The 25,624-nt window shown below is 64.3% G+C and carries 22 protein-coding genes; 6 read left to right on the forward strand and 16 right to left on the reverse strand.

Features of this window, described 5'->3' with window-relative positions:
• Nucleotides 1–20 precede the first annotated feature (20 nt).
• The 4 genes from CCOS865_RS15835 to CCOS865_RS15850 all read right to left on the reverse strand — a co-directional run bounded on the left by CCOS865_RS15835 (nucleotide 21) and on the right by CCOS865_RS15850 (nucleotide 4,507).
• The gene (locus tag CCOS865_RS15835) at nucleotides 21–572 is read right to left on the reverse strand and encodes a flavin reductase family protein (protein ID WP_119142463.1); all 552 of its coding nucleotides are present in this window, start codon (nucleotides 570–572) and stop codon (nucleotides 21–23) included.
• Nucleotides 573–607: 35 nt separating this feature from the next.
• Nucleotides 608–2,719, reverse strand: a complete 2,112-nt coding sequence (locus CCOS865_RS15840; protein ID WP_119142465.1) for an acetate--CoA ligase family protein — start codon at nucleotides 2,717–2,719, stop codon at nucleotides 608–610.
• Nucleotides 2,716–3,630: an SMP-30/gluconolactonase/LRE family protein gene (locus CCOS865_RS15845; RefSeq protein ID WP_119142467.1), complete on the reverse strand. Its 915-nt coding sequence runs from the start codon at nucleotides 3,628–3,630 to the stop codon at nucleotides 2,716–2,718. The genes CCOS865_RS15840 and CCOS865_RS15845 overlap by 4 nt, the downstream gene beginning before the upstream one ends.
• A gap of 121 nt (nucleotides 3,631–3,751) precedes the next feature.
• Nucleotides 3,752–4,507: an SDR family NAD(P)-dependent oxidoreductase gene (locus CCOS865_RS15850; RefSeq protein ID WP_119142469.1), complete on the reverse strand. Its 756-nt coding sequence runs from the start codon at nucleotides 4,505–4,507 to the stop codon at nucleotides 3,752–3,754.
• Nucleotides 4,508–4,672: 165 nt separating this feature from the next.
• On the opposite strand from CCOS865_RS15850, the gene CCOS865_RS15855 reads away from it, so the two are divergent.
• Nucleotides 4,673–5,455, forward strand: a complete 783-nt coding sequence (locus tag CCOS865_RS15855; RefSeq protein ID WP_119142476.1) for an IclR family transcriptional regulator — start codon at nucleotides 4,673–4,675, stop codon at nucleotides 5,453–5,455.
• 54 nt (nucleotides 5,456–5,509) lie between these two features.
• On the opposite strand, the gene CCOS865_RS15860 is transcribed toward CCOS865_RS15855, so the two are convergent.
• The 4 genes from CCOS865_RS15860 to CCOS865_RS15875 are packed head-to-tail and all read right to left on the reverse strand — an operon-like array spanning nucleotide 5,510 to nucleotide 10,244.
• Complete coding sequence (locus tag CCOS865_RS15860; protein WP_119142478.1) at nucleotides 5,510–6,664, reverse strand: acyl-CoA dehydrogenase family protein; 1,155 nt, start codon at nucleotides 6,662–6,664, stop codon at nucleotides 5,510–5,512.
• On the reverse strand, nucleotides 6,664–7,440 hold the full coding sequence (locus CCOS865_RS15865) for an enoyl-CoA hydratase/isomerase family protein (RefSeq protein WP_119142480.1): 777 nt from the start codon (nucleotides 7,438–7,440) through the stop codon (nucleotides 6,664–6,666). Before CCOS865_RS15865 ends, CCOS865_RS15860 begins: the two co-directional genes overlap by 1 nt.
• Nucleotides 7,441–7,459: 19 nt before the next feature.
• A complete protein-coding gene (locus CCOS865_RS15870) occupies nucleotides 7,460–8,578 on the reverse strand; it encodes an acyl-CoA dehydrogenase family protein (RefSeq protein ID WP_119142482.1) in 1,119 nt (372 codons plus the stop codon).
• Nucleotides 8,556–10,244, reverse strand: a complete 1,689-nt coding sequence (locus tag CCOS865_RS15875) for a long-chain fatty acid--CoA ligase (RefSeq protein ID WP_119142484.1) — start codon at nucleotides 10,242–10,244, stop codon at nucleotides 8,556–8,558. The genes CCOS865_RS15870 and CCOS865_RS15875 overlap by 23 nt, the downstream gene beginning before the upstream one ends.
• Nucleotides 10,245–10,511: 267 nt before the next feature.
• Here CCOS865_RS15875 and CCOS865_RS15880 point away from each other — a divergent pair, with 267 nt between their 5' ends.
• Together CCOS865_RS15880 and CCOS865_RS15885 are read left to right on the forward strand one after the other, a co-directional pair.
• Entirely contained in the window at nucleotides 10,512–11,030 is a 519-nt protein-coding gene (locus CCOS865_RS15880; protein ID WP_119142486.1) for a nuclear transport factor 2 family protein, read from the forward strand.
• Between the two features lie 149 nt (nucleotides 11,031–11,179).
• Complete coding sequence (locus CCOS865_RS15885; protein ID WP_244216128.1) at nucleotides 11,180–12,430, forward strand: OprD family outer membrane porin; 1,251 nt, start codon at nucleotides 11,180–11,182, stop codon at nucleotides 12,428–12,430.
• 290 nt (nucleotides 12,431–12,720) lie between these two features.
• Here CCOS865_RS15885 and CCOS865_RS15890 read toward each other — a convergent pair whose 3' ends face one another.
• From CCOS865_RS15890 to CCOS865_RS15920, 7 genes are all read right to left on the reverse strand, one after another.
• Nucleotides 12,721–14,145 (reverse strand): aldehyde dehydrogenase family protein, encoded by a 1,425-nt coding sequence (locus tag CCOS865_RS15890; RefSeq protein ID WP_119142491.1) that lies wholly within the window; start codon nucleotides 14,143–14,145, stop codon nucleotides 12,721–12,723.
• A gap of 10 nt (nucleotides 14,146–14,155) precedes the next feature.
• On the reverse strand, nucleotides 14,156–15,196 hold the full coding sequence (locus CCOS865_RS15895) for a homoserine dehydrogenase (protein WP_119142493.1): 1,041 nt from the start codon (nucleotides 15,194–15,196) through the stop codon (nucleotides 14,156–14,158).
• A gap of 186 nt (nucleotides 15,197–15,382) precedes the next feature.
• Nucleotides 15,383–15,820: an Lrp/AsnC family transcriptional regulator gene (locus CCOS865_RS15900; protein WP_119142495.1), complete on the reverse strand. Its 438-nt coding sequence runs from the start codon at nucleotides 15,818–15,820 to the stop codon at nucleotides 15,383–15,385.
• Nucleotides 15,817–17,205, reverse strand: a complete 1,389-nt coding sequence (gene thrC, locus CCOS865_RS15905; RefSeq protein WP_119142497.1) for a threonine synthase — start codon at nucleotides 17,203–17,205, stop codon at nucleotides 15,817–15,819. Before thrC ends, CCOS865_RS15900 begins: the two co-directional genes overlap by 4 nt.
• An 18-nt stretch (nucleotides 17,206–17,223) precedes the next feature.
• Complete coding sequence (locus CCOS865_RS15910; protein WP_119142499.1) at nucleotides 17,224–18,114, reverse strand: LysR substrate-binding domain-containing protein; 891 nt, start codon at nucleotides 18,112–18,114, stop codon at nucleotides 17,224–17,226.
• A 49-nt stretch (nucleotides 18,115–18,163) separates the two neighbouring features.
• Nucleotides 18,164–19,603 carry an amino acid permease gene (locus CCOS865_RS15915; protein WP_119142501.1) on the reverse strand — a complete coding sequence of 480 codons (1,440 nt, stop codon included), beginning with the start codon at nucleotides 19,601–19,603 and terminating at the stop codon, nucleotides 18,164–18,166.
• 136 nt (nucleotides 19,604–19,739) lie between these two features.
• On the reverse strand, nucleotides 19,740–21,005 hold the full coding sequence (locus CCOS865_RS15920; protein ID WP_119142503.1) for a cystathionine gamma-synthase family protein: 1,266 nt from the start codon (nucleotides 21,003–21,005) through the stop codon (nucleotides 19,740–19,742).
• A 272-nt stretch (nucleotides 21,006–21,277) separates the two neighbouring features.
• On the opposite strand from CCOS865_RS15920, the gene CCOS865_RS15925 reads away from it, so the two are divergent.
• Together CCOS865_RS15925 and CCOS865_RS15930 are read left to right on the forward strand one after the other, a co-directional pair.
• Nucleotides 21,278–21,568 carry a type II toxin-antitoxin system ParD family antitoxin gene (locus CCOS865_RS15925; protein WP_119142505.1) on the forward strand — a complete coding sequence of 97 codons (291 nt, stop codon included), beginning with the start codon at nucleotides 21,278–21,280 and terminating at the stop codon, nucleotides 21,566–21,568.
• A 2-nt stretch (nucleotides 21,569–21,570) separates the two neighbouring features.
• The gene (locus tag CCOS865_RS15930) at nucleotides 21,571–21,930 is read left to right on the forward strand and encodes a type II toxin-antitoxin system RelE/ParE family toxin (RefSeq protein WP_119142507.1); all 360 of its coding nucleotides are present in this window, start codon (nucleotides 21,571–21,573) and stop codon (nucleotides 21,928–21,930) included.
• Between the two features lie 226 nt (nucleotides 21,931–22,156).
• Here the strand turns inward: CCOS865_RS15930 and CCOS865_RS15935 are convergent, their stop codons facing one another.
• Nucleotides 22,157–24,334 carry a methyl-accepting chemotaxis protein gene (locus CCOS865_RS15935; protein ID WP_425272960.1) on the reverse strand — a complete coding sequence of 726 codons (2,178 nt, stop codon included), beginning with the start codon at nucleotides 24,332–24,334 and terminating at the stop codon, nucleotides 22,157–22,159.
• A gap of 483 nt (nucleotides 24,335–24,817) precedes the next feature.
• On the opposite strand from CCOS865_RS15935, the gene CCOS865_RS15940 reads away from it, so the two are divergent.
• Complete coding sequence (locus CCOS865_RS15940; protein WP_119142510.1) at nucleotides 24,818–25,603, forward strand: ABC transporter substrate-binding protein; 786 nt, start codon at nucleotides 24,818–24,820, stop codon at nucleotides 25,601–25,603.
• Nucleotides 25,604–25,624 lie beyond the last annotated feature (21 nt).

Here is a 25,624-nt window from a genome sequence, read left to right on the forward strand (position 1 = left end):
TGACGCGCAGGCGCGCTCACTCAGTTGATCGACTCCAGCCGGCGGAACGCGCCATCCCGGTACAGGAGGATGTCCTGGTCGAGCGAGCGGGTCGCGATCACGCGGCCGATGTAGAGGTTGTGGCTGCCCGAGGTGATGCACTCCTGGACCACGCAATCGAAAGTGGCCACGGCCCCTTCGAGGATCGGTGCGCCGGTGACCAGCTCGCTCCACTGGCCGCCGGCAAAGCGGTCCTCGGGGCACAGCTTGGGCGTCGAGAACAGCCGGGCCACCGGGTGCTGCGCGTCGGCCAGCATGTTGATGGCGAAGGCGCCGCTGGCGGCGATGGTCTTCTCGGCGCTGGCATTGCGGTTGACACACACCAGCATGGTCGGGGGTTCCATCGACACCGAGCAGATCGAGGTGGCGGTCAGGCCGTTGCGCAGGTCGCCCTCGCGGGTGGTGATGATGCCGACCGGCGAGGCGATCTGGCGCATCGACAGCTTGAAGGCAGACGGGTCGACGCTGCCGCTGAAGGCGTCGCTCGACAGCGCTGCGGCGGACAGGACACGGGCGTGTTGGTGGGCGTTCATAGGGACGTTCTCCTTGTTGTTCTACCGAGTGCCGATCAGGCAGTGAGGGTGGCCGGGACGATCAGCGCATCAAGCGCCAGCACGCCTTCACCACGGGGCAGCACGACGACGGGATTGAGGTCGATGCTGTCGAACTGGCCGGCATGCGCTGCGGCGAAGTGCGACAGTTGCGCCAGCAGTTGCGCCAGCGCGTCGATGTCTGCCGGGGGGGCGCCACGCACGCCTTCGAGCATGGCGAAGCCGCGGATTTCGCGGATCATCCGCAGCGCCTCTTGCTGGTCGAAAGGCGCCACGCGGAAGGTCACGTCCTTGAGCACCTCGACGTAAACGCCGCCGAGGCCGAACATCACCACCGGGCCCATGGTCGGGTCACTGAACACGCCGACGATGGTCTCCACGCCGCCGCCGATCATCGGCGCCAGGGTGACGCCTTCGATCTGCGCATCGGGAGCCTTGACGCGCACGCTCTCGAGCATCCTGGCCATCGCCTGGCGCACTTCGTCTTCGTCCTTCAGATGCAAGCGCACACCGCCCACTTCGGTCTTGTGCGGCAAATCCGCCGAAGAGATTTTCATCACCAGCGGAAAGCCCAGTTGGCGGGCGGCCGCGCCGGGGTCTTGATCGGCCGCGATCAGGCACTCCGCAGGGAATGGAATGCCGGCGCGGGCGAGCAGCGACTTCGCCTCGTGCTCGCTCATGGCACGCTGGGGAATGCTCAGTTGCGGCACGGCGGCGGGCAGCGGATCGGTCTGCCCGACCTGGTCGAAATGCGCCCGGAAGCGCACCAGCGCACCCAGCGCGTTGATCAGTGCGCTACCGTCCTGATAGACCAGGAAGCCTTGCGCCTCGTAGCTGCGCACGATCTCGGCCGGCGCCGACAGGGTCAGGCACTTGAGGCAGTCGGGGCTGTCCAGCGTGGCCTCGGCCATGGCCTGGCGCAGCGAGTCGGCAAAGGTCGGGCTGGCCGGGCCGCTGCCGAGGATCGCGGCGAACAGGTCGTAGCCACCCTTGTCGAGCATGGCGCGGATGAACTGGCTCATCAGTGGCAGGTCGGTCAGTGCCTGGGCGGTGGCATCCACCGGGTTGTTCGGCGAGGCGTAGGGCAACAGGCGCTTGAGTTCATCCTGGGCACTGGCCGGCATGGCCGTGACCGCCAGCCCGGCGTCCTCGGCATCATCGGCCATCTGGATGCCGAAACCACCGGACAGGGTAAAGATGCCCAGGCGGTTGCCGCTGACCGACGACGCGCGGGACGCGGCATAGGCGATATCCAGCTGCTCGGCGGTGGTGCGCGCGCGGTACACGCCATACTGGCGCAGTACGGCATCGAACACCGCGTCCGAGCCCGCCAGCGCTGCGGTGTGCGAGCTGACCGCCTGGGCGCCGACCTGCGAGCGGCCGACCTTCATGAAGACGATCGCGACCTGGTTGCGCCGGGCCTTGTCGAGCGCCGCGAGGAAGCGCTGTCCATCGCGCACCCCTTCGGCATAGGCCATCACCACCTTGACCTGGGGCTGCTCGACGATCCAGTCCAGCGCCTCGGCGACGTCGACGTCGCACTCGTTGCCGGTGGTGACCCAATGGCTGATACCGAGCCCGCGCTCACGCGCCAGGTGGGCCAGGTGCGAGCCATAGGCACCGCTTTGCGAAACGATGGCCAGCGGGCCGGGCTGGACGAACGCGCTGTCGAAGATGGCCGAGAAGGTGCCGTAGTAACCCGTCTGCGCGTTGAACACGCCGAGGCAGTTGGGCCCGAGCACGCGCATGCCGGACTCACGGGCGATGCTGGTGATTTCCTGCTGCATCACCTTGCCCTCCTCGGAGGTTTCGGCGAACCCCGCCGAGAACACGATCGCCGCGCCCACGCCACGGTCGGCGCAGGCCCTGATCGACTCGATGGTGGCCGCCGCCGGCACGGCCAGCAGCGCCACGTCAGGTACCTGCGGCAGGCTGGCGATCGACGCATAGGCGGGCATGCCCTGCACGCTGTCGCGGTTGGGGTTGATCGGGAACACCTCACCGGCGTAGCCGCTGGCGCGCAGGTAACGCAGCGGGCGGCCGCCAATCCGCGTGGGGTCGTCGGAGGCGCCCACCAGGGCGATGGAACGGGGGGAAAACAGCGAAGACAACGAATGCGGGGTGCTCATGCGGGTTCACCATTGGCAGGGTTGAGGGCCACCGGGCATTGACCGAAGCGCGGCTCCGGCAGGCCCTCAACGCCCAGCCCGTCGATTGCGAAAAGAAAACCACCGTCGGGGTGGCGCGAGATGGCCCGGCCAGAACCGGAATTGCGGATCGAGGTGACGTACAGCGTGCTCAGGTCCGGCCCACCGAAGGCCAGGCACGACGGCATGTCGGTGGGTGAGCGGATCAGCCGGTCGAGGATGCCCTCGGGCGAGAAGCGCGCGATCCGCCCCGCCTGCACCAGCGCCACCCAGACATACCCCTGGGCATCGACCGTGGCGCCGTCCGGGCCGGAGCCAAGCATCTGCGTCTCGGCAAAGCGCCGGGGCTCGGTCAACGGAGCGCGTTCGTGGCTGTAGCGGTAGGCGCGAATGCTCTGATCGAGGCTGTCGGCGAAGTACAGGGTGTCGCCCGCCGGGCTGAAACACAGGGTGTTGGAGATGCGAATGCCGTTGGCCAGCATCTCGCCGTCCGACTCGCCCGAGACCCGGTACAACGCCCCTTGCGGGTCGGCGCAGAGGCCCATCGAGCCACACAGAAAACGCCCGGCGCGGTCCATCCGGCCATCGTTGAAGCGCACCTGGGGATTGACCGGTTGCGGGCACAACAGCGGGGTGAATTCGCCACTGTCGAGGTCCAGGCTGTAGATGCCGTCGGCCAAACCGGCGATCAGGCTATTGCCGGCGCCCAGGCCGACGCAGCCGACCATCGAAGGCGTCGACCATTGCTGGTAAGTACCGGTCGCCGGTTGATAACGGCGAATCAGCCTGGAGACACTGTCCACCCAGTACAGGCACTGCGCAGCGCTGTCCCAGACCGGACTTTCGCCGAGCAGGTCGGGTGTCTCACCCAGACGGGTAAATGTTATAGGCATGGCAATCCCCTGGTTATCACCCCGGGCCTGCTCGTCGGCCACGGCCTGACGTCGCGGGTAAGTTGCATCCGCACAGATCGGAATGACGCTTTATTGTTGTGGATTACGGTATCACCGGGGTTCAGGAGAAGGCGTAGGTCACGCCGCCGTCCACGAACAACATGTCGCCGGTGATGAAGCTGGATTCTTCGCTGGCGAGAAACACCGCCGCGTTGGCAATGTCCTGCGGTGTGCCCAGGCGGCCGATGGGCATGCGTGCGCGGCGGCGTTCCCAGGCCGCTTCATCGACCACCAGGTTGGCCCCATCGGTGGGCGTCGGGCCCGGTGCGATGGCATTGACGCGGATGTTGTGCGGCCCGAACTCCGCCGAACCGGAACGGGTCAGCCCGGCCACCGCCGCCTTGACCGCGCTGTACATGATGCCGTTGCGCATGGCCAGCACGGCAGACGGCGAGGCGATGTTGATGATGCAGCCGCCGCCGGCCTCGATCATCCCCGGGATCACCGCCTGGTAGCCCCAGACCACACCCTTGAAGCCGACGTCGACCATGCGCCCGATCATCTCTTCGGTCTGCTCGAGCAGCGGGCCGTAGCGGTTCCACATGGCGTTGTTGACCAGCAGGGTCGGCGCGCCGAAGGTTTCGCTGAGTGCGCTGACGGCGCGCAGCACGTCCTCGCGCACGGCGACGTTGCCGACCAGGGCGAGCGCCTGCCCGCCCGCGGCCTCGATACGCTGCACGGCGTCCAGCGCAGCCTCCTCCTTGAGGTCCATGATGCCCACCCGTGCACCCTCGCGGGCGAACGCCTCGCTGATCGCTGCACCAATGCCTCGTGCGCCACCGGTTACCAGTGCGACTTTTCCGGTCAGTCTGCCCATGTTCTGTCTCTCTTGTTGTTGGGGGTTGTTGTTCAACCCGAACGTTTGGCGTGCCTTGACAAAACCATCCTGTCATCCGAATCTTTGGCCAACAACAATAACTATGTATATGTGCGCGACTTTCACAGATGTGAAAAACATCGCCGCACGAGGGGGGCGTTAACAATGCAACCGTCACACGTCAAATCCGCCATGCGCGTGCTCGAAATACTTGAGTTCTTCAAGAATGTCCGTCAGCCCCGGGCCATGTCTGAAATATCTGCCGCACTGGGTTATCCGCAATCGAGCACCACCGTGCTGCTGAAAACCCTGATCACCCTGGGCTACCTCAACTTCAACCGGCACGAGCGGCTGTACTTCCCTACGGTCAAGGTGACGTCATTGGGTGAATGGGTGCCGCATACCCTTTTCGCCTCTGGCGGTATTGTCGAGGCGATGAACGACGTGCACGCCGAGACCGGCGAATCGGTGTCGATCAATACCAAGAACGATATCTACGTGCAGTACGTGCAAGTGCTGCAGTCGGTGCATGCCCTGCGCTTTCACGTCAACGAGTCTGAACTGCGCCCCATGACCCAGTCGGCGACGGGTTGGCTGCTGATGTCGACGATGAGCGACAAGGTGCTCGACAACCTGATCCGTCGCGCCAACATCGTCAGCCAGAAGCACAACGGCGAGCGTGTGGAGCTGCCGGCGATGATGGAGAAGATCCGTCACATCCGCCGCCAGGGGTATGCCTCGGCAGAAAACATTCCGTTCCTCGGTGGGGCGACCTTGTGCGTGTTGTTGCCGGTCACCATCCAGGGTCAGCCCGTCACGCTGGGGCTGGGTGGGGCGGCCGAGCGTATCCGGCAGAACCATGACCACTACTTGCAGGTGCTGCAGAATGCGGCGAAACGGCTGGAGCCGGTGGAAGGCTTCACAGCGCCTGTCGAGATAGAACTCTAGGGGCCAGCCCAGTCGCGGGGCCTTGCCCCGCGATGGACCTGCACGCCAGCTCGATCAGCTGGGCAAACCCAGTACTGCCTTGGCCAGGATGTTGCGCTGGATCTCGTTCGAGCCGCCAAAAATGGCCGGCGCCCGGGCATCCAGGAACAGGTTCATGGCATCGATCTGCCCGCCCTCGATCAACAGGTCATCGTTGAACCGGGCCTCCTCCTGGGCCAGGGTCAGCATCTCTTCGGTGATGCGCTGGTACAGCTCGGTGGCGAAGATCTTCAGCACCGAAACATCGGCCCCCAGCTCGCCCCCCGAACGCAGTACCTTGGCATAGCGCTCATAGCTGGAACCCAGGTCGTAGAGGTCAAGCCGCAAGCGGGCGTAGCGCGACACGAACGCCGCATCCTCGAACGCGCCGCGATCACTGGCCAACTTGCCCAGCCGATCGAGGGCATACTCGGCGCGGGTCGGCGAACCGAGGAAGATCCGCTCATGCCCCAGCACCGACTTGGCCAGTGTCCAGCCGTCGTTCAACGCGCCGACCAGGTTGTGCGCCGGTACCCGGACATTGTCGAAGAACACTTCGCAGAAATCCGCCTCGCCGCGCAGGTTCTCGATGGTGCGCACCTCGACGCCAGGGCTGGTCATGTCCACCAGCAGCACCGAGATGCCCCGCTGCGGCTTGGCCTCGCGGTCGGTGCGCACCAGCACGAAGATCCAGTTGGCGCAGTGCGCCAGGGTGGTCCAGATCTTCTGCCCGTTGACCACGAACGCGTCGCCGTCGAGCACCGCCGAGGTGCGCAGGCTGGCCAGGTCGGAACCGGCGTTGGGCTCGGAGTAGCCCTGGCACCAGATGTGCTCGCCGGAAATGATCTTCGGCAGAAACTCGGTTTTCTGCGCCTCGCTGCCATGGTGGATCAGCAGCGGCCCGGTCAGGCTGATGCCATGGTCGGGAATGCGCGGGCAGCCCAGCCGCCCCCACTCCTCGACGTAGATCATGTGCTTGGCCGGCGACAAGCCCATGCCGCCGTATTCGCGTGGCCACACCGGCGCCAGCCAGCCCTTCTCGGCCAGGGCCTGGTACCACTGCTCGACCTCCTCGTAGACCGGCCGCTGCTTGCGCAGGTAGCGCAGCTCGGCCGGGCAGTTGTCCAGCACCCAGGCGCGAAACACCGCGCGAAACTCTTCGTCGGGCAAACCGTTCCAGTCGATGCTCATCAGACCGACTCCTTGAACACGGGCGGGCGTTTTTCGAGGAAGGCGCGCATGGCTTCCTTGGAGTCCTCGTGACGGGTCATTTCCACGGTGAGGTTCTGCTCGAAGCGGTAACCCTCTTTCAGGCCCATGGTCTCGACGGTGTTGATCGCACGCTTGGCCAGTTTCAGCGCCATCGGGCTCTTCGAGGCGATTTCGTGGGCGATCGACAGGGCCTCGTCCATCAGCGCTTCACGCGTGGTGCAGGCCTCGATGATGCCGCGCCGGTACAGCTCGGCGGCGCTGACCCGGTAACCGGACAAGACCATCCGCCGGGTCAGTGAATGGGGGAACAGGCGCATGGTGTGACGCACCCCGCCCATCAGGCCGATGTCGATTTCCGGCAGGCCGAACACGGCGTTTTCCGAGGCCAGGATGATGTCGCAGCACAGCACCAGGCCGAGCCCGGCGCCCAGGGCCGGGCCATTGACGGCGGCGATCACCGGCTTGCTCGACTCCATGATGCAGAAGCCGACCTCACGGGTGCGGCGCAGGTGGCGGTTGGTGTCGCCGGGCACGGCGCCGACCTGCCCGCGCGACTTGATGTCGGCACCGGCAGAGAAGACCTTGCCGGCACCGGTGAGCACGATGACGCGCACCTCGGGCAGATCGTTAAGCTCGTCGAAGACCTCGATCAGCTCTTCGGCAAACTCACGGGATTGGGCATTGACCGGCGGCGCGTCGAGGGTGACGACGGCGACATGGTCAGCGATGGCGACTTTGAGCAAATTGTTCTGCATGGGGGCTGTCCGCACCGCCTCAGGCGGCACGCTCCTCTTGGATGAATTGAACACGCAGGCTTTCAGGCTGGCCGAGTGCGGCGCCCAGGTTGATCGCGCGCTTGAGGTAAAGACCGATGTCGCACTCGTCGGTAAAGCCCATGGCGCCGAACAGGTGGATCGCCTGGCGGCCGACGAACGCCGCCGCGTCGCCCGCCCGCGCCTTGGCCGCATACACCGCCAGCCGCGCCTCGCGCTCATGGCCCTGCTCGAGCCGCTCGACCGCGTTGACCACCGCCGAACAGGCGAACTCCGCCTCGGCCCAGAGATCGACCAGGCGGTGCTGGAGCACCTGGAAACTGGCCAGCGGCTTGCCGAACTGCTTGCGGTCGATGGTGTACTGGCGGGTCAGCGCGAAGGCCTGGCTGGCGATACCGGCCAGCTCCGCGGCCAGTGCCGTGCGCGCCAGGTTGATCGAGGCCTCGAGCATGCCACGCAGGTCACCGCGCGCCAGGATCCGTTCGCCAGCCACCAGGCAGTTGCTCAGCCGCAACGACGAGATCACCCCGCCATCCACCCCCGGGCGGTCAGCGCGCTCGAGCCCTTCGGCATTACCGGGCACGCTGACCAGCAGGTCTTCATCACCTGCGCGGGCCAGCAGCAGAAAATCACTGGCCGAGCGCGCTGCTTCGATGAACCCACGGCGGCCGTCTAGCAGCACGCCGCCGGCAAGCAGGCGGGCGGTGACCGCCTCACCGTCGCTGCCCGCGGTCACGGCCGGCACGACAATACAGGTGCCCTGCACCAGCCCGGCTGCGAGACGCTGACGCTCCGGCGAGTCCGCCACGCGGGTGAGCAAGGCGCTGCTGAGTACCGAGGCCGTGGCGATGGGCGAAGCAATCAGCGCTTGCCCCAACGCGTGGCTGATGACCGCCTGTTGGCGAATCCCCAGGTCGGCCCCGCCCAGGGCCTCGGGCAGCATCAGGCCGACCCAGCCGGCCGCCGCCATTTCCTGCCACTGCGCCAGGTCCAGGTCGGCCTCGGCGCCGCGCAGGCGCCGCAGGCTTTGCGGGCCGGGACGCCCCTGGGCAAAAGCGGCCACGCTGTCGCGCAGCATCTCGAGCACGCCGTCCTCGTCAGCCATGATTAGTTGTGGCATTCACATCACTCCTTTGCGGGGCGGCCTGGGGCCGCTCACTGGTGAAAACGAAATCCTTGAACTGCTCGCGCAGGCGGGCCTTCTGCAATTTGCCGGTGGCGGTATGGGGCAGTTGGTCGACGAACACCACGTCGTCGGGCAACCACCACTTGGCCACCTGGGTACTGAGAAACGCCAGCAGGTCGCAGGCCTGGACGTCGACGCCGGGCTTGACCACCACCACCAGCAGGGGTCGCTCCTGCCAGCGCGAATGCGGCAGGCCGATCACCGCCGCCTCTTGCACGGCGGGATGGCCGATGGCGGCGTTTTCCAGGTCGATGGAGCTGATCCATTCACCGCCCGACTTGATCACGTCCTTGCTGCGGTCGGTGATCTGCAGGTAACCGTCTTCATCGATGCTCGCCACATCACCGGTCTGCAACCAGCCGCCCGCATCCATCACCTGGCCGCCGTCGCCCTTGTAGTAGCCCGAGGCGACCCACGGCCCACGCACCTTGAGATGCCCTGCACTCTTGCCGTCCCGTGGCAAGGTGCGCCCGAGGTCGTCGACCACCTGCACTTCGACGCCATACACCGGGCGGCCGGCCTTGGCGCGCACGTCGATCTGCTCATCCAGCGACAGCGCCAGGTGCTTGGGCAGCAGGTTGCCTATGGTGCCCATCGGGCTGGTTTCGCTCATGCCCCAGGCCTGGATACTGGTGGCGCCCAACAGCCGATGCAGGCGTTCGATCAACGCCCGCGGCGCTGCCGAGCCGCCAATCACCACGCGCTCGAGGGCCAGCTCGCCGGTCAGCAGTTGTGGGTGTTCTTCGATGAACTGCAGCAAGCCCAGCCATACCGTCGGCACGCCGATGGAGAAGGTGCAGCGCTCCTGCTGCAACAGAGGCAGCAGGCTTGGCCCGTCCAGCCAGGGGCCAGGCAACACGACCTTGGCACCGCACATCGCCGAGGCGTACGGCAGCCCCCAGGCGTTGACGTGAAACAGCGGCACGATCAACAGCACGCAGTCGCGACAGGACAGCTGCAGGCCGTCCATCGAGCAGGTGTTGAACGAATGCAGCAGCGTTGAGCGATGGCTGTACAGCACCCCTTTCGGGTTGCCGGTCGTGCCGGAGGTGTAGCACAACGATGAGGCCTGGGTTTCCTCGAACAACGGCCACTCGAACTCGTCGGTTTCGGCCTCGATCAAGTCCTCGTAGCACAGGCAGTCGTCGAGGCCTGCCGGCTTGTGCGCACGGTCGGTCATCACTACCAGGGTGCCGGTGAAGGTCAAGGCAGGGCGTAGCGCGCGGATCAGGTCGGCGAAGGTCAGGTCGAAGAACAGCACCTTGGCTTCGGCATGGTTGATGACGTACTCGATCTGCTCCTGGTACAGGCGCGGGTTGACCGTGTTGAGCACCGCGCCCATGCCCGGTACGGCAAAGTACAGTTCCATGTGCCGGTGGGTGTTCCAGGCCAGCGAGCCGACCCGATCGCCGTGCCTCACCCCCAAACGCAGCAACGCCTTGGCCATTTTTACCGAGCGTTGCCGCAGGGTCTGGTAGTTGGTGCGCAGCGTCGGCCCTTCACAGGTACGCGATACGATTTCGACCTCGCCATGATTGAGCGCGGCGTGATCGATCAACGTGGATATCAACAGTTGCCGGTCTTGCATTAAAGCGTGCATACCACCTCCAGCGTCCGGTCTTCCATCTTTCAGGGCATTGTTGTTATCACCCGAACGTGGCCAAACCATCGCGGCAGCTGGCGGTTCATGTCAACGTCGAACACCCAGTCACTCAACAACATCATGGATGTGAATTTAGCGGCGCTGCGGGGGTGTATTTCACACATGTGAATTGCCGCAAACCGGGGCGTTCTGCGTTGACGCCCTGCAGGGCTGAAAATACAGTCGAGTGATCCGATACGGGATCGCACAGGGGCAACACACTTCATGTCGACGCTCGAACAGTTATTGGACCGCGAAGCCATTCGCGACTGCCTGTACCGCTATTGCCGCGGCATCGACCGGGTCGATGAGCAGGCCCTGCGCTCGGCCTACTGGGAGGACGCCCACGACCGCCATGGCGCCTACGACGGGCCTGCCAGCGGGTTCATCGACGGCGCCCTGAGTGCGCTGAAGAGCTTTGAATGCAGCGTCCACCAGATCACCAACATCCTCATCGAACTCGCGCCGAACAGCGCGCTGGTGGAGTCGAAGTTTCTCGCGTTGCAACGCTCACCCGCGCCCACTGGCCAGCCTGCCCAAGTGCTTATATTCGGTCGTTATGCGGACTACTTCGAGAAGCGCCAGGGTGAATGGCGAATTGCCAGGCGTACGGTCATCTATGACTGGGTAGAAGAACAACCTGCCGTGTTGAAATCCATTAACGATCGGTTTGGCCCGCGCGTGCCAGTGGGCGGCCGGTGGCCAGACGATGAGATATACAAACAGTTGAACAGCGCGCGTTGAGCACCGCTCACTTCGCACTTTTCGCGCACTACCCACTCGCGTCATTAATATCAAAACAACAACAATAAACAGAGCATTATATGACACTCAAACCTGCACCTTTGTCGCTGCTGTGTCTGCTCACGTCCTCCGCAATGGCCGGAGGCTTCGTGGAAGATTCGACACTTGAACTGGCCTTGCGCAATGTCTTCTTCACCCACCATTACGACGAGTACACCCCGTCGGCAACCCGCCTCACCAGCAAGTCGCAGGAATGGGCGCAAGGCTTTCGCCTGACCTACCGATCCGGATTCACGCCCGGTGAGCTGGGTTTCGGGGTCGATGCCATTGGCATGTTCGCGGTCAAGCTCGACGGTGGTGCCGGCCATCACCAGCGCGGCACCATGATCCCCAGCGACGGGGATGGCGCAGCCGACAGCTGGGCCCGGGCGGCGGGCAATGCCAAGCTGAAGTACTCACAAACCACGTTGTTCAGCGGCAATGCCATCGCCCCCAGCATCCCGGTGCTGCTGTCCGACGACACCCGCGTGCTGCCGCAGACCTACCAGGGCTGGAGCGTGGTCTCCAAGGACATCACCAACGTGGTCGCCACCGGCGGCAGGCTGACCAAGGCCACCGGCCGTTACTCCTCCGACCGCGCCGGCCTCGCCGCAGCCGGTGGCACCCAGGAGAGCGGCGGTTTCAATTATGCGGGCTTCGATTACACGCCGACCGAGAACATCAAGGCGCAGTACTACTTTGGCCAGTTGGAGGACTACTACAAACAGGACTTTCTCGGCCTGACCGCCAAGCATGCCTTCAGGGACGGTCAGTCGCTGTTCGCCGACCTGCGTTATTTCAGGAGCCGTGCGGACGGGCGCAATGGCGATGCGGGGTATCGCATCGCGGGCTACACCGAGGATGCGAGTGGGCGCATCGACAACACCACCTGGTCGGCCTCGCTGACCTACGCCAACGGTGGGCATGCGTTGATGGCGGGTTACCAGAGCGTCTCGGACGACAGTGGTTTCGCCGCCATCATCCCCTCCTCGCTGCCCAACAAGGAAGCCGGCGCGTTCACCTTCTACCTGCAGACCTCACGCTTGCTGTACGGCTTCACCCGTGCCGGCGAGCAGACACGCTTCGCCCAGTACACCTACAACTTCGCCGCGGCGGGGCTGCCTGGGCTGGTGTTCAATGCGTCGTACTGGCAAGGCAGCGACATCAACCAGTTCAGCGGCGGCAGTGCCCGCGAATGGGAGCGTGACCTGGCGCTGCACTATGTGGTCCAGAGCGGGCCGGCCAAAGGGTTGGGCATCTCTTACTACAACGCCATCGGCCACAGCACGACGGTGTATGAGGCGAACCACCGCAATACCGAAAACCGGGTGTATGTGAACTACACGATTCCGATTTTCTGAATACGCCCTTACGTGCTTTGAAATCGCACTTGGCTTGAGCTCGCTGGGGCCGCTGCGCGCCCCTTTCGCGACACAAGGCCGCTCCCACAGGGTGCGGTGTTGCCCAATTTCTGTTTCATTCGCGAAAGTTACTGCAAGGCGCCGCCCATGTGGGAGCGGCCTTGTGTCGCGAAAGGGCTGCGCAGCGGCCCCAGCGGGCCAACGCCAAGCGCAATTTCAAAGCACCTTGAAAGGGATGGCCGTAAGGGCGTAAGGGGCCGGTAAACCCACCACACCCGATGAATCAGCCGCTACTGCGCATCCAGATGGTTAATACACACCACCTTGGGCTGGGTCATGTCTTCATAAGCGAACCGTACCCCTTCACGACCGAGGCTGCCGTACTTGAACCCTCCAAACGGCATGGCGTCGAAGCGATAATCAGACGAATCGTTGATCATCACACCCCCCGCCTCGATCCGCCGCGCCAGCTTCAGCGCCGTCGACAAATCGCGGGTGAACACCCCGGCATGCAGGCTGTATTCCGGGGCATTGGCCAGGGCAACAGCCTCATCGAGGGTGTCGAACGGCTCAAGAATCACCACCGGGGCGAACACCTCCTGCAGCCACAGGCGGCTGTCGTGGCTGACCTGCTCCAGCACCGTGGGGGCATACAGTGCGCCTTGCCGGCGATGACCGCAGAGTAGTGTCGCCCCCTCCCCCAGCGCCTCGTCCACCAGTTGCTCGGTGCGCCGGGCCGCCTGCTCGGTGACCATCGGCCCGACATCCGTTTCGAGGCTCGCCGGGTCGCCCACGCGCAATGCCTTGGACTGCGCGACGAACTGCTCGCGGAAGGCTGTGTACAAGCCGCGTTGGACGAGAATACGTTGGGTGCCGATGCAGTTCTGCCCCGCTGCCCAGAAGGCACCCGAGACACACGACTCCACCGTCGGAGTCAGGTCGCAATCTTCCAGCACCAGCACCGGCGCATTGCCGCCCAGGTCCATGGCGAGTTTTTTCAAGCCCGCAGTGCGGGCAATCGACTCGCCGGTGGCAAAACCACCAGTGAAGGAAATCATCCGTACTTCGCGCAGCTCGACCAGCGCCTTGCCCAGCTCGACTCCGCCGGTGGCGGTGACCACCACGTTTTCCCCGAGCCCGGCCTGCACCAGGCAATCGACCAGTTTCAAGGCCGACAACGGCGCCAGCTCGGACGGCTTGAGGATCACCGCATTGCCACCGGCAATCGCCGGGCCCAGCTTGTGCGCCACCAGGTTGAGCGGGTCGTTGTAGGGCGTGATCGCGACGATCAGGCCCAGCGGCTCACGGCTGAACCAACCTTGGCGGGACTCGGACCCCTCATAGGCGTCGAACGGCACCACTTCGCCGGCATTGCGCCGCGCTTCCTCGGCGGACAGCTTCAGCGTGTTCACACAGCGCTTCACTTCCTTCTGGGCCTGACGCAAGGTCTTGCCGGCCTCGGCGACGATCAGCGCGGCGAACGCAGCACCATCGGCCTCGACCAGGCGCGCGGCGTCTTCAAGAATGCGCGCGCGACGGTGCCGCGGCATCGCCGCACTTTCAAGGCACCCAGCCCGTGCGCGCGCCACCAGGGCGGGTACTGCTGTTGCGTCCAGGCAAGGCACACGCCCTACCAGACGACCGTCGAACGGGCTGAACACGTCGATGTGGCTCGGCGCTACAGCGTGAACACTGGCCATGCGAGATACGCTCATAAAGACTCCGTTACCGGCGATCGGTGGTGTGCAGGGCGATGATGTCGGAGAGCAAGGCATAGGCGGTCTCGATACGCCCCGCGCCCGGCCCGGACACCGTGACCGCACCCAGCAGCCCGGTGTTGAACGACACCGCATTGACGGCGCCATTGATGCCAGCCAGCGGGTGCTCGAGTGGCAACAGACGGGCTTCGACACTCGCCGCCACCGAGCCGTCCGCCGCCTTGCTGGCCGCACCGATCAGCTTCCAGCACTGGCCGGTGGCCTGGGCCTTGACGATATCCGCCGCGCTGATGCCACTGATGCCCGAGCACGTCACATCGCTGACAGTCAGCCGAGCGTCCAGCAACTCGTTGGCCAGGATCACCACCTTGAGGCGCACGTCATAGCCTTCGACGTCTGCCGTCGGGTCGGCTTCGGCATAGCCCAGCTGTTGCGCCTCGGCCACCGCATCCGCGAACGCCATACCGGCTTTCATGCGCGTCAGCACATAGTTGGAGGTGCCATTGAGGATGCCCTCGAACCCTTGGATCTGCGACCCGGCCAGGGCCTGTTTGGCCAGGCGGATCACCGGAGTGCCGCTCATTACCGCGCCTTCGTATTCGAACGCGACGTTGTGCTGGCGGGCCAGCGCCTTGAGCTCGGCACCGTGCAAGGCGATCGGCCCCTTGTTGGTGGTCACCACATGGATGCCGCTCTCCAGTGCCCAGCGGCAGAAGGTGGCGGCCGGCTCACCATCGACCGGATTGGTGAAGGTGGCCTCGGCGATGATGTCGGCGCCGGACTGCTTGATGACGGTTTCGTTGAACGCCTCGGCGGTGCCACCGGCAATCTGTGCCAGCGCGCCTTTTTCGGCGGGCAGCGCCGCCAGCGCGGCAGCGTCCAGGCCATCGCGATCGACCACCGAGCCGAGGAACAGGTCCGTCACGCCGACGATCTTCAGGCTGAAGCCGAGGGTGGCCTGCCAGCGGGCATTGGACGTTGCGATCAACTGGGCCAAGCCTCGGTTGACACCGCCGAAACCGACCAGGGCAATTTTGTATTCAGTCACGATGGCATTCCTTTTTGCTGTTGTTTGATGGGCTCAGCGTACGAGCCGGGTGCGGGCACTTGAATAGGCCAAATCGCTGTATTAGTTGGTCGATTTGCCCATGCTCGAACAGGCCCGAAACAGAGGCGCAGGCAAGCGCCCCCGCTGCACGAGCGCGGCGGGAGCACGGGTGGGGCCAGAGGTTTTTTAGAAGACGGCGGAGAGCACGAACGAGGTGACGGTGTTTTCCACGCCCGCCATGGCGGCGATTTCTTTCCAGACGGCATGGACCCGCTCGGGGCTGGCGGCATCGACCCGCACCATCAGGTCAAACTCGCCACTGAGCACTTCACAGCGGACCACCTCGGGGATGCCCTGCAATGTGCTCAGCACCTCGTCACCGCGCATTCGATCGTAGCGGTAGACGAATATCACCGCGCTGATCAACGACGAGGGCCGGCGTGAGTCGCCCAGCCGAACGGTATAGCCCTGGATGGCGCCATCGCGCTCAAGCCGCTCGATACGCTGGCGCACCGCATTGCGCGACAGGTTCACCTTGGCGCCGAGTTCGGCGTGGGCGATCCGCGCGTTGGCGCTCAGCTCGGCCAGGATGCGCTCGTCCAGCGGGTCGAGGATGCGCTTCATACCCGCCTCGACTGCGCCGCCTGCAAGGCCTTGCACAAGCCGTCGAGGTCACCGCGACGCAGGCCGGGCGGGCCGTCGTGCAGCCGCGGCGGGCTGGCGACCTCAGCGTCCCAGACGCCCAGCTGCGCCAACAGCGCGGCAGACTTGATCGGCGCGATCTGGCCAAGGGTCACCATCGGCGCGCCGAGGCTACGCCGATGCGTGCGGCCAGCCAGCGCGCCGACCGCCGTGTGAGGGTCGACGATGATGCCGGCGTCGTCGCGCAGCCTGAGGACTTCGCGGCGCACTTCGGACTCATCCACCGCGTAGGAGTCGAACAGCACCCGCGCCTGAAGCCATTGCGCATTGCCGATGCTCAATTCACCACACGCCTCGAAATGCTCCATCAACGCAGCGACACTGCTGCCACTGCGCCCGTACAGCTCCCAGATGAAGCGCTCGAGGTTCGAATAGAGGGAAAAATCCATGGCCGGCGATGACGTGCGCTGACTCGCGTGCGGGGTGTAGCGATTGCGGTGGATGAAGCGGTGCAGGGCATCGTTGCTGTTGGTCGAAACGATCACCTGGTTGATCGGCAGGCCCATTTTCTGCGCGATGAAGCCCGCATAGATTTCAGCGAAACTCGCTGCCGGAACGCTGAACCCGACCGGCCGGGTGCCGCCGCCCAACTGCAGGGCGGCATGGAAGTAGAAGACAATCTGGGCAAGCACCCCGACCCAGTTGGTGGAGTTGAAACAGACCGGTATCAAGCCGTCCAGCGGCCAGGCGCGAAACAGCCGGGCGACCAGGGTCTGGCAATCATCGAAACTGCCGTCGACGGGCAGCAGCTGGACGCTGGCAGGGTCTGCCGCCTGCAGCACGGCCAGGCGGTCTGCCGGGATCTCATTGCGCGGGTAGAGTATCGCCAGGCGCACATTCGGCCTGGACGCAAACGCCTCGATGGCGGCAATCCCGGTATCGCCATTGGTCGCCCCGACCACCAGCGCCTCGCCACCGCACGCTTCGAGAAAGTGGCTGACCAGCCGCGCCTGGAGCTGGGCGGCGAAGTCCTTCGAGGTGCGCGTGGGGCCATGGAACAACTGCAGGATCCACTCGTTATGGCCAATCTGCTGCAACGGCGTAATCGCCCGATGCGTGAAGCCCTTGTAGCTGTCGCTGAGCAGCGCGCGCAGGCGCTGGTCATCGATGGCATCGCCCACGAAAGGCGCGATCACCCGCCAGACCAACTCATCGAACGGCAACCACGACCAGCTGGCAATTTCCTCCGGGCTGATCACCGGCAAGTGCGCCGGCACATACAGGCCGCCATCAGCGGCAGGCCCCGACAGCACGACCTCACGGAAGTGCGCCCGTACATCACCGTTGCGGGTGCTCACATAGTGCATGGGATCTCCAGGACAGGGTTACGCCGGCCGGTGCGCTTGTGCCACCAGCCAGGATGAAAACAGCGCAGCATCGGGCGGCAGTGGGCGCCCTTGCTCGCGGACCAGGTAAAACGACTCGCTCGCTTCGATGCGCTGGCTGAAGGGTGCGACCAGCTGGCCGTCCCTGAGCAGGTCCTCGACCACCGAGGAGCGGGCCAAGGCCACGCCCTGCCCCAGCTCGGCCATGCGGATGGTGGAAATCATCGTGTCGAACTGCAGCCCTCGCGAGTAATCGACATCGTCCGCGCCAACCCGCTTGAGCCAGTACCCCCAGCCCTCTTCATAGCCCAGCACGTGCAGCAGCGGGTGGTGCCTGAGGTCGCCCGGCTGGCGAATCGGTGAGCGGGCCATCAGCGCCGGCGAACAGACCGGCACCAGCACATCCCAGGTCAGCCGCTGGGCATGCAGGCCCGGCCACTCACCATTGCCCCAGCGCACCTCGAGGTCGTCCTCGCCATCCGGCGCCTTGACCCACAGGTTGCTGATGTAGCGGATATCGATGTGCGGGTATTCACGGCTGAAGTCGAGCAGCCGCGGCGCAAGCCAGTACTGCAGGAACGACAGGCTGCCACGGACCTTCACCGGCCGGCGCTTGTGCTGACCGAAAATCTCGTTGGTGCCCACAGCCAGGCGGCTGATCGCATCCTGCACCACCGGCAGGTATGACTGCCCCTCTTCGGTCAGGTCCAGCCCCCTGGGCAGGCGCTTGAACAAGGCCACGCCCAGGTGGCTCTCCAGTTGCCGGATCTGCTGGCTCACTGCACCTTGGGTGAGGTGCAGCTCCTCAGCCGCGTGGGTGAAGTTCAAGGCGCGTGCCGATACTTCGAACGAGCGCAGCCAGTTGAGCGGCGGCAGGGATTTTTGTCTCATCGACACGACCTCGTTGGCAGTTGAATCCCTGCATCATGAACCGCAATGCTCAGGTCGCGCCAACGCTCGGCTCTGCCGGTGCCATGGCCGCAAGGCGTTGCGCGCGTTTGCTGCGGGTCACCCAGTAGACGAAGTAGCACCAGCCAATGAACGGGATGCCGAAGTACAGCGCCACACGTTGTTCAGGGTCGAAGGCGATGCCGACACACGCCAGCGCACAGCAGGCGATCGCGCCCAGCGGCACCCAGGGATAACCGCGCACCCGGAAGTGCAGGTCTTCGACGCGCCCGCCATTGGCCACGTAGTGGCGGCGGAAGGCGATCTGGCTGGCGGCGATGCTCATCCACACCACCACCACCGCCAGGCCCGAAATCGACACCAGGGCCAGGTACACCGTGTCCGGCGCCAGTACGCTGCTCAGCAGCGACGCCGCGGCCCCCGCCATGCTCAGGATGATCGCGTTGACCGGCGTGCCGCGTGACGACAGGCGGGCGAAGCGCTTGGGCATGTGGCCCTGGTCACTGAGGGTCCAGAGCATGCGCGAGGCCGCGTACAGGCCGGAGTTGGCCGCCGACACCAGCGCGGTGAGGATGACGAAGTTCATGATGTCGGCCGAGTACGGGATGCCGATCATGTCGAACACCATCACGAAGGGGCTGTCGACCAGGCCTGCCTGCTCACGCGGCAGCAAGGTGGCGAGGACGATGATGGTGCCGACGAAGAACAGCGCCAGGCGCACCACCGTGGTACGGATGGCCTTGGGTACGCTGACCTGCGGATCTTTCGCTTCGCCCGCGGCGATGCCGATCAGCTCGGTGCCGGAGAACGCGAACGACACCGCCAGCAGCGTCATCGCGATCGGCAGCAGGCCGGTGGGGAACAAACCCTCACGGGTGAAGTTGGACAGCCCGATACCTTGCACATGCTGGACCTGGAACAACCCAAAGATCGCACCGGCGCCGATGGCGATGAAGACAATCACCGTGAGCACCTTGATCAGCGACAACCAGAATTCGGTTTCCGCGAACAGGCGCACCGACACCACATTGCTGATCAGCACGGTACCGGCGAACAGCGCGCTCCAGATCCACACCGGTGTCTCGGGAAACCAGCGGACCATCAGAATGCCTGCGGCGGTAAACTCCGAGCCGATGGCCACGGTCCACGTCAGCCAATACAGCCAGGCCACCGTGTACCCCGTGCCCGGCCCCAGGTAGCGGGTCGCATAGCTGCTGAACGAGCCGGTTTCCGGCATTTGCACCGCCAGCTCACCCAGGCACACCATCACCAGGTAGACCATCACCGCGCCGACCATGTAGGCGATCACCGCACCCAGCGGGCCGGCCTGGTTGACCGTGTAGCCCGAGGTCAGAAACAGCCCCGTGCCGATCACCCCGCCCAGCGCCAGCATGACGATGTGGCGCGTGTGCATCTCTTTCTTGTAGCCGGCCGGTTGGCCCGACGCTGTGCTTGATTGTTCGGTGGACATGATCGAGTTCTCATGAAGTGGCTGGCACTCGACCGGCAAGCGACCCTGGGGCCGGTCCTGTCGATGTGTCAGCGGCTGTTATTGTTATGGCTTTCATGAATCTTGGAGGGCCCGCCCTGGCGGCGCGCCCGCTCCCTCAGGTGGACACTTCAGCGTGCCGCCCACAGGTGTCGCTGCCCTGCCCCTGCAAGCGCTGGGCATGCACCGCCGCGAACGCCTGGCGAAGGTCTGCCAGCAGGTCGGCGGTGTCCTCGATGCCGACGGACACCCGCACCAGGCCTTCGGAAATGCCCAGCGCCTGACGTTCTTCCAGGGTGTTTTCCACATGGCTGGTGGTCCGTGCCGGCCCGTAGATGGTTTCCACCGCGCCGAGGTTGCCTGCGCGGTGGGCATAGCGCAGCTTGGGCAGCAACTTGACCACCGTGTCCATGCCGCCCACCAGCACGAAACTGACGATCGCGCCGAAGCCGCGCATCTGCGCCCGGGCGATTGCATGCCCCGGGTGCTGCGGCAAGCCGGGATAGTTGACGGACTCCACCAGCGGCTCGCTGCACAGGTACTCGGCCAAGGCCTGGGCGCTGGCCTGCTGCTGGCGCAAGCGCAGCGCCAGGGTCTTCACCCCACGAATGATCAGGTACGCTGAAAACGGGTCCAGCGAGGCGCCGTTGATTTCCCGGTAGTGACGCACCTGCGCCATCAAGGTTTCAGCGCCGCAGGCGACCCCCCCGAGCGCATCGCCATGGCCCGAGAGGAACTTGGTGGCGCTGTGCACCACCACATCGACGCCCAGCAGCAGCGGGTTCTGGTTCAGCGGCGTGGCAAAGGTGTTATCGGCAATGACCAATGCGCCCACGCGTTTTGCCGCGTCCACCAAGCGGCGGATATCGAGGATTTTCAACGTTGGATTGCTTGGCGTTTCCAGGTAGACGACATCACACCCCCGAGCGATTTCGCGCTCGATTTCCTCGGTATCGAGCGTGTCGCACAGCGTCACCTCGACGCCCTGGCGGGGCAGAAACTCTTCGAAGATCTTGTTGGTCCCGCCGTAGCTGTCCCGGGTCGATACCACGCGTTTGCCCTGGCACAGGAAGGTATGCAGGACGCCGCTGATGGCCGCCATACCCGTGCTGAACGCCACGGCCGACTCGGCGTGCTCCAGTGCGCACAGTTTGTCTTCGAGGACGGCAACGGTCGGGTTGCTCATGCGGCTGTAGATGAAGCCAGGCTGCTTGCCCAGCGCGATGTCGTACCAGGCGTCGATATCCTGGTAGCCGTAGGCGGCACTGGCGATGATCGGGGTTTGGGTGGCGTTGTAGGGGTGCTCGACCTGCTCCCCCTCCCACACCACCCGTGTGCCCATGCCGGGCTGCACAGTGTCAGTGGCCTTTGCTTGGTTGTTCATGAAGTGGTCTCGCATCGATGAAACACGGCGGTGTTTCGGCTGGGAATGCGAGGACTATAAGGCGCAGAGGTGCGCGTGAAAAACGATGCAATGCCACCCTAAGGGGAGGGTTTTTTAATGGCAGGGTGAGGCGGTTGGGGGCGGCGCCTAGTGCCGAAGATGTCTGATACGACAGCTCGTCAGATTCAGCTATCAAAACCTGTGTTGCTGCGCCAAATGGCATAGTATGCCAAAGGTTGAAAGATCCTGTTTGTCCAGAGCCGGAGCTAACTATGGCAACGCGAAACGTTGTGCTAACACCTCACCAGGAACAGGTTATCCAAGACCTCGTTCAGTCCGGCCGTTATCAGAATGCCAGCGAAGTGATGCGAGAGGGTTTGCGCCTATTGGAGCAACGCGTCGCTGAAGACCTTGCCAAAATCGAGGCCCTGCGTCAGGCAACTTCGATCGGCATCATGGACCTTGAGCACGGGCGCTTTACTCAATTGAACGAAGGGGATCTGGAGCACTATCTCGAAGCGTTGAGCCTGGAGGCCACCCTCCCAGCCCGCGATAAACACTGAGCATGGCGCAGTATCGGATCTCCAACGCGGCGCGAGCCGATATTGTCGACATCCTCAGGCTCTCCCAGACACAGTTCGGCGAACAGGCACGCCAGCGCTATCAGGCGCTGATCCTTACCGCACTCCAAGCGACTGCAGACACGCCTTATCGCATTGGCAGCCGCAACCGCGATGAGCTTTTACCAGGCCTGCGTAGCTACCACCTGATCGGTTCACGCCAGCAGGCGAGAAGCCCTCATGGGACCGTCAAAAGCCCACGCCATACTGTGTTCTATCGCGTGCTAAACGACGAGGTGATCGAGGTCGTCAGACTCCTTCATGACGCCATGGAAGTGCAATTGCACCTGCCTGACGACGGGTGAGTGACTTGCTCTGCGATTCAGAACCGCGCAGGTAGATGCTCATCTCGTGAGCTACGGGGCGAATCCTGACCTCAAAATGCGCGGACCTTCAAACGAATGGTTCGAGACCCGACTTCACGCGTGCGGCCGGGCGGTCGCGTTTGTGGCAGATGGGTAGCCGGCGCGTATTGTCGCGGGTCCATTCGCGAATCAAAGCCGCTGCCCCGGTCGCCCCCTACCTTTTCGCTCACGCGGCTGCGGCCCGCTCACTTTCAGCACTGACTTCGAACTGCCCCACCAGCTTTTGCAGCTTGCCGGCATCCACCTTCACCCTCTGCGCACTGCTCTGCAGCACCACGGCGGTCTGGCGCATCTCGCTGGACGACTGATTGACCTGCTCGATGGTCTTGCCATATTCGACGCTGCGCTGGTTGAGCTGCTGAATGATGGCGAACATGCTCTCCACCGCCTGGTGCAACTGCACGTTCTCGGACGAGGCATCCTCGGCCAGGCGCAGGCTGTTGTCGACGTCCTGCACGCCCTCCTGCATGAAGCTCACGGCCTGCTGGGTGTCGCCCTGCAGGCGCTCGACCATCTGGCGAATGTCATCGGCGGCGCGCGAGGTGCGTGCGGCCAGGCTGCGGACCTCGTCAGCCACCACGGCGAAGCCGCGGCCATGCTCGCCGGCACGGGCGGCCTCGATGGCGGCGTTGAGCGCCAGCAGGTTGGTCTGGTTGGTGATGTCGCTGATCAGGCCGGTGATGTTGCCGATCTCGGTCATGCGGCTGTCGAGCCGCTGCACGCTGGACGAGGAGCGCGCCACCACATCGCGGATCGACTGGGTGCCCGCCTGCACCGACAGGTACTGCTCGCGGGCGCGGCTGACCACTTCGTCCATGGCTTGCTTCATCTGCTCGGCACTCACCGAGGCCTGCTGCAGCTCGCCCAGCTGTTCCTCCATGATGATCATCATCTGGTGCACGGCGTCGGCCACATCCGTAGAGGTGACGCTGGCATCCTGACTGCGCCCGAGCATCATCTGGTTGGTGGCACCGACCGTGCGGCTGGCCTTGACCACCTGCCCGACCACCGCGTCCAGGCGGTCGATGAAGCTGTTGATCCAACGCGCCATGTCGCCGCTCTCGTCGTTGGCCGATGCGTTGGTGTCCAGCCGCCGGCGCAGGTTGCCCTCGCCTTCGGCGATGGTCCGCAGCACGTCGCTCATACCGTTCAGGCGGGCGGCCAGGCGCCGCGGGCCGAACACGCTGAACAGCAGCGTGGCAGCCAGCATGCTCAGCGCCTGGAGGGCGTCGTTCAGGCCTTGCGACAGGCCGGCGTAATGCTGCACCAGGTAGTTGCAGCCAAACAGGCCGACCAGGGTCGCCACATAGAGCTTCATCAGCCCATGGCTGAGCGAGCGACGGCGATACACCTCCTCCAGGTCGGCCTCGCACATCATCCCCCAGCGGTCGGGCGAACCTGGCAGCTGAAAGGTCACGCCCTTGCCCACCACCGGCACATGGCGGTAGTCGGAGTAGCCCGGATAGGTGACGAACAGATTGGCGCCATGGCGGATGGTTTCGCGCACGCCCGGGTGCAGCTCGCGGGTCGACGGGTCGGTGAAGCGCAGCTCCAGCTCGGTGTGACGCTGGACCTGCACGGTGCTCCAGGGCGTGTGCACGCCGCTCTTGAGGTTTTCGCCATGGGTGAAGGTGCCGTCTTCGAAGCGCGAGCGCGACAAGGCCGTACCGGGCTGGATGGCCGGGTCGAAGCGCGACTCCGCCATGAACAGGTAGTTGTCGCCGGACTCGGCGTAGATGTGCCCGGCCTCGCGCTGGATCAGGTCGCCCAGCACATCGTTGGGCACCCGGCCGCAGAGGCAGCCGAGGACTTTGCCGTCGACCTTGAGGGGCTGGTAGAACATCAGCGTGACTTCATCGTGGAAACGCGACGACGACGGGCCGATGCGCAGCGTCAGCGGGTCGATGTAGGGGCCGTGCAGGAATGGCGCCTTGAGGCCTTGCGCCAGGGCTGCCATGTGCTCGATACGGGGTGTGCCGCGCTGGGGCCAAGTCGAGGTGAGGACGTTGCCGCTGGCGTCGACGACGAACAATTCGGAAAAATCTTCGGCCTGGACCAGTGTGTTGCGCAATAGCGCGCTGTCGAGGTCGGCGAACCCGGGCGCCAGTTGCTCGGCCAACTCGGCCAGGTGCTCCCAGTGTTCGCGGGCCCAGTTGTGCAGCAACTGCACGCGGGTGTGGGCAATGGCTTCGAAGGTCTGCTCGATCACGGGGTAGCTGGAGCGGTTCAGGCGACAGGCCCAGCCCATGCGCAATTTACCGGTTTTGCCCAACCAGGGCAGCCAGCCCTTCTCGCTCGAAGACAGCGCCATGGAACTACTGGAAAGCGACATTATGTTCACCATACGCGACACGAATGGCAAAATGATGGCAAGTTTCAGGCCAACTGCTTAGCAAGCATATCATCGGGTTTTTTCGCGACTAGAAGCCCCGCACTGGTGCATCTGCGATGTCGATGAAGCCAATTCGCATCATCAGAGGGCAGCGAGAGAGGTCTTGATGTCGCGGCAGGATGCGTGCGCCGAAAACGGCCATGGCTGCCTGAACAGCGTGCCCAGCGGTGAAGGTGAGTCGCGACGTGGCTGGCTTGATGCACGGCAGCGTCACCGCTAAATAGCGCGATCTGCGATAAGGCAATCCTTGCCCCTAAAGGACTATAGGTCTACGGTGGACCATAATTCCACAATGATCGAGCATTCCCGTTGGTTGAGGCAAGCGGAGATTGCTGCGCCACGTCATCGCATGTCGAAAGCAACGCCTACCCATCGGCTCATACGCTCGCGCCTCTGCAAACGCGTGCTCGGGCTCAGCAATTCTCGGAGCGAAAGATGAAAATAAAAAAGGTTTCCGGTCTGCTCTGCTACTCAGTAATCGCACTCTTGCTGTCATCCGCCACGCATGCGGCAGAAAGCCTGCGGATAGGTATCGAAGCTGCCTATCCCCCCTTCGCGTCAAAGACCAGTACGGGGGAAATAGTCGGCTTTGACTACGACATTGGCAATGCGCTGTGCGCGAAGATGCAGGTCAAATGCTTGTGGGTGGAGCAGGAGTTCGATGGACTCATCCCCGCGCTGAGGGTGAGGAAGGTCGATGCCATCATCTCTTCCCTCACCATCAGTGAAGAGCGTAAAAAATCCGTCGACTTCACCCATCGCTACTACCAAGCGGCCGGCCGGCTGGTAATGCGTGAAGGGGCCGATCTCGGTACCCATTTCTCAGGCCTGGCAGGCAAGCGTCTCGGCGTACAGCGAGCCGGGACCCATGATCGCTTCGCTACAGAAGTGTTGGCGCCGGTAGGCGCCCAAGTGGTTCGCTACACGTCGTTGAACGAGGCGTATCTGGACCTGATCGCCGGCCGCCTGGCAGCGGTGCAGGGCGATGATGTAGCCCTGCAAATGGGTTTCCTGGACACTTCCAACGGCAAAGGCTATGCCTTCGCAGGTGAACCGCTGCGGGATCCGAAATACTTCGGTGAGGGCATGGGCATAGCCGTGCGCAAAGGCGACAAGGCGCTCGCGGACCGCTTTAACGAGGCCCTGGCAACCCTTCGCGAAAACGGGAAGTACAAGGAAATCCAGGACCAGTACTTCGATTTCGATATCTACGGCGACTAAGCCCTGCCCGACGGTGCATGA

Origin of the sequence: Pseudomonas reidholzensis (genome assembly GCF_900536025.1) — a bacterium.
Classification (GTDB): Bacteria; Pseudomonadota; Gammaproteobacteria; order Pseudomonadales; family Pseudomonadaceae; genus Aquipseudomonas; species Aquipseudomonas reidholzensis.

What these genes read in the sequence shown, in the direction of transcription:
- CCOS865_RS15925 (WP_119142505.1), top strand. Translation starts at nt 21,278, where the DNA reads ATGGCAACGCGAAACGTTGTGCTAACACCTCACCAGGAACAGGTTATC.
- CCOS865_RS15845 (WP_119142467.1), bottom strand. Translation starts at nt 3,630, where the DNA reads ATGCCTATAACATTTACCCGTCTGGGTGAGACACCCGACCTGCTCGGC.
- CCOS865_RS15920 (WP_119142503.1), bottom strand. Translation starts at nt 21,005, where the DNA reads ATGAACAACCAAGCAAAGGCCACTGACACTGTGCAGCCCGGCATGGGC.
- CCOS865_RS15910 (WP_119142499.1), bottom strand. Translation starts at nt 18,114, where the DNA reads ATGAGACAAAAATCCCTGCCGCCGCTCAACTGGCTGCGCTCGTTCGAA.
- CCOS865_RS15940 (WP_119142510.1), top strand. Translation starts at nt 24,818, where the DNA reads ATGAAAATAAAAAAGGTTTCCGGTCTGCTCTGCTACTCAGTAATCGCA.
- CCOS865_RS15835 (WP_119142463.1), bottom strand. Translation starts at nt 572, where the DNA reads ATGAACGCCCACCAACACGCCCGTGTCCTGTCCGCCGCAGCGCTGTCG.
- CCOS865_RS15860 (WP_119142478.1), bottom strand. Translation starts at nt 6,664, where the DNA reads ATGAGCATCGACTGGAACGGTTTGCCCGACGAAGAGTTTCGCGCGGTG.
- CCOS865_RS15840 (WP_119142465.1), bottom strand. Translation starts at nt 2,719, where the DNA reads ATGAGCACCCCGCATTCGTTGTCTTCGCTGTTTTCCCCCCGTTCCATC.
- CCOS865_RS15870 (WP_119142482.1), bottom strand. Translation starts at nt 8,578, where the DNA reads ATGCCACAACTAATCATGGCTGACGAGGACGGCGTGCTCGAGATGCTG.
- CCOS865_RS15935 (WP_425272960.1), bottom strand. Translation starts at nt 24,334, where the DNA reads ATGGTGAACATAATGTCGCTTTCCAGTAGTTCCATGGCGCTGTCTTCG.
- CCOS865_RS15855 (WP_119142476.1), top strand. Translation starts at nt 4,673, where the DNA reads ATGCAACCGTCACACGTCAAATCCGCCATGCGCGTGCTCGAAATACTT.
- CCOS865_RS15850 (WP_119142469.1), bottom strand. Translation starts at nt 4,507, where the DNA reads ATGGGCAGACTGACCGGAAAAGTCGCACTGGTAACCGGTGGCGCACGA.
- CCOS865_RS15865 (WP_119142480.1), bottom strand. Translation starts at nt 7,440, where the DNA reads ATGCAGAACAATTTGCTCAAAGTCGCCATCGCTGACCATGTCGCCGTC.
- CCOS865_RS15915 (WP_119142501.1), bottom strand. Translation starts at nt 19,603, where the DNA reads ATGTCCACCGAACAATCAAGCACAGCGTCGGGCCAACCGGCCGGCTAC.
- CCOS865_RS15875 (WP_119142484.1), bottom strand. Translation starts at nt 10,244, where the DNA reads ATGCACGCTTTAATGCAAGACCGGCAACTGTTGATATCCACGTTGATC.
- CCOS865_RS15900 (WP_119142495.1), bottom strand. Translation starts at nt 15,820, where the DNA reads ATGAAGCGCATCCTCGACCCGCTGGACGAGCGCATCCTGGCCGAGCTG.
- CCOS865_RS15930 (WP_119142507.1), top strand. Translation starts at nt 21,571, where the DNA reads ATGGCGCAGTATCGGATCTCCAACGCGGCGCGAGCCGATATTGTCGAC.
- thrC (WP_119142497.1), bottom strand. Translation starts at nt 17,205, where the DNA reads ATGCACTATGTGAGCACCCGCAACGGTGATGTACGGGCGCACTTCCGT.
- CCOS865_RS15880 (WP_119142486.1), top strand. Translation starts at nt 10,512, where the DNA reads ATGTCGACGCTCGAACAGTTATTGGACCGCGAAGCCATTCGCGACTGC.
- CCOS865_RS15890 (WP_119142491.1), bottom strand. Translation starts at nt 14,145, where the DNA reads ATGAGCGTATCTCGCATGGCCAGTGTTCACGCTGTAGCGCCGAGCCAC.